General features: G+C 44.2%; 3 protein-coding genes. 1 reads left to right on the top strand and 2 read right to left on the bottom strand.

Annotated features, from left to right (window positions below; all coding sequences use genetic code 11):
- On the bottom strand, positions 1 to 386 hold a 386-nt coding region (locus AB4496_RS11990), incomplete at its 3' end, for an ATP-binding cassette domain-containing protein (protein WP_372131030.1).
- Positions 379 to 1,587, bottom strand: coding sequence for a lipoprotein-releasing ABC transporter permease subunit LolC (gene lolC / locus AB4496_RS11985; protein ID WP_170962710.1), 1,209 nt, complete (start codon positions 1,585 to 1,587; stop codon positions 379 to 381). The genes lolC and AB4496_RS11990, both read right to left, overlap by 8 nt.
- A 227-nt stretch (positions 1,588 to 1,814) precedes the next feature.
- Here lolC and AB4496_RS11980 point away from each other — a divergent pair.
- Positions 1,815 to 2,346: PilZ domain-containing protein (locus AB4496_RS11980; protein ID WP_372131028.1), on the top strand; the 532-nt coding region annotated here is incomplete at its 3' end.

The raw sequence follows: 2,346 nt of genomic DNA, 5'->3' as shown, positions 1-2,346 counted from the left end.
AGTAACAACTGTGCTTCTTGTTTAGCTTTCGCTGGCTTCTCTCCACCTATCAACAACGGCATTGCTACGTTTTCTAACGCTGAGAAATCAGAAAGAAGATGATGGAATTGATACACAAAGCCAAGATGCTGGTTGCGAAGCTTGGCCTGCTTATTCGAACTCAAAGACGCTAAGTCTTGTCCGAGAAAGCTTACGCTGCCATCAGACGCATCATCCAGTGCCCCTAAAATATGCAATAACGTACTTTTACCGGAACCAGAGGTACCAATGATAGCGACTAGCTCACCCTTTTCGATTTCAAAGCTGACGCCCTTGAGAACCTCAGTATCTAACGAGCCTTCACGGTACGTTTTACGGATATCATTACATTGAAGGAAATTACTCATAACGAAGGGCCTCAGCAGGTTTTACAGACGATGCACGATAAGAAGGGAATACAGTGGCAATCAAGCTAAGTGCAATAGCCAGAACCACAACAACCGCAATTTGGATTGGATTAATCAATATTGGCAACTGTCCACCAAATGAAAACAGAGCAACACCCATCGCCTCTAAAATAGTATTGAGGTTCGAAGCTAAAATCACGCCCAGGATGCCACCAGATAATGCGCCGATCACACCACTGCTTGCACCTTGAACCATAAAGATCCCCATGACTTGACCATCACGCATACCTTGGGTTTTTAAGATGGCGACTTCGGACAGTTTCTCCATCACCACCATAATAAGCGCAGAAATAATGTTAAACGCAGCAACACCAATGATCAGCCCAAGCATCAAACCCATCATGTTTTTTTCCATTCGAACGGCTTGGAATAGCTCGCCACGTTGGTCTCGCCAATCGCTCCACACCCAACCTTCCGGTAGCGGTTGGTTTGATAGTTCTGCCACTTCAAATGGGTCATCAAAAAACAGTCGCCAGCCTGAAATGGTGTCTGATTTATAGCGCATCAAACGCCCAGCATCGTTGATATCTGTCACCATCAATTGAGCATCGATATCCGAACCCGTGTTAAAAATGCCAGCTACGGTAAAATTTCGTTGGCTAGGTATGCGCCCTAACGGTGTGTATTGGCTGGCACTGGTGACCATTAAGCGAACTTTGTCGCCCATAGACACTTTCAAGTTTCTTGCCAAGGTATGACCAAGGAAAAGCTGATACTGACCAGCTTTGAGTGAAGACAGTCTGCCAGCAATTAAATGATTCTGAAGAGGGTCATCTGAATTTGGCTCAATACCGATTAACAAGCCCGCAGATAACTGAGCAGGACTTTGGATCACCGCTTCACTGCGAACAATAGGTTCTACGTGGCCATTGAGCGACATTTGCTCCGCAAAGCTAGGTGCTTGAGCAGAAAGTGACGTTGTGCCTCCTTGCTCGTAAACGACGGCTTGAGGAAGGACACCAAGAATTCGGTCTTTTAACTGCGCTTCGAATCCATTCATTACCGACAAAACAGTAACCAGAGACAGCACACCAATGGTAATTCCGGCTGTCGACATATAAGAAACAAAACGGCTAAAGCGATCACCGGAACGGCCTTTCAAATAACGCAGGCCAACAAACAATGAAATAGGATGAAACATACTTTGAACCATCTAAAGGAGATGCGGGTTAATGTAACGGGTATTGCCGTTACTGTGTAGGGGTTAATTGAAAATATAGAGTGAATTAACTCAATTAGTTAGGCTTGAAAAACAGAACCTTGTCAAATAGCTAACTTTCAAACAACTATTTGAGACTTTCAATTAACTGACCTTGATTACTGCGGCCACATAGCGATAATCAATAGATCACTTCAAGGAACTAACGCATGACAGAACAAGAGTTTTTTACCGTTCACCACAGCCTTACCGCTAATATTGAGCCAATGGACAGTAACTTCGCTTTACCTTCTCAGATTCAGTTCGAATCGGAGATCCCTGCCCCTTTTGTAGTGGCAAGTGAATTTAGCCAATTGGATCTATTAGCTGACAGTGCTCGCAACGAACTGAAAAACAGCGACTTGAAGAATGTCATCAGTTTATTGGATGCACAGAACTCTAAATTAAACCTCTTGTTGAGCTTTATGTTATCGCAACAAGATGATGAACAATTTCGTACCCATACGTATTCATTTGGCGCGAGTCAGTTCTCGTGTTTTTCCAAAACAGATATCGAAGCGGGTCGCTTAGTTAAAGCAAAGCTCTTTATCGAGCACCCTGCCGCCGCTATCTATTGCTACGCGGAGGTCTTCGCTAGCGAACCTAAAGATTCAGGCTTCGAAATCAAATTCAAATATGCTCATCTTCGTGATACTGACCAAGACTTGTTGATCAAGGCTGCGCTCCATCAACAACAAAAGC

Source organism: Vibrio sp. 10N.222.46.A1 (assembly GCF_041473595.1).
GTDB classification, from domain to species: Bacteria; Pseudomonadota; Gammaproteobacteria; order Enterobacterales; family Vibrionaceae; genus Vibrio; species Vibrio tasmaniensis_A.
Note: the sequence above shows the minus strand (reverse complement) of the source record. Positions and strands in the feature narration are given on the sequence as shown.

Excerpts from the sequence above, each read along its gene's own strand:
- lolC (WP_170962710.1), bottom strand. The coding sequence starts at position 1,587 with ATGTTTCATCCTATTTCATTGTTTGTTGGCCTGCGTTATTTGAAAGGC.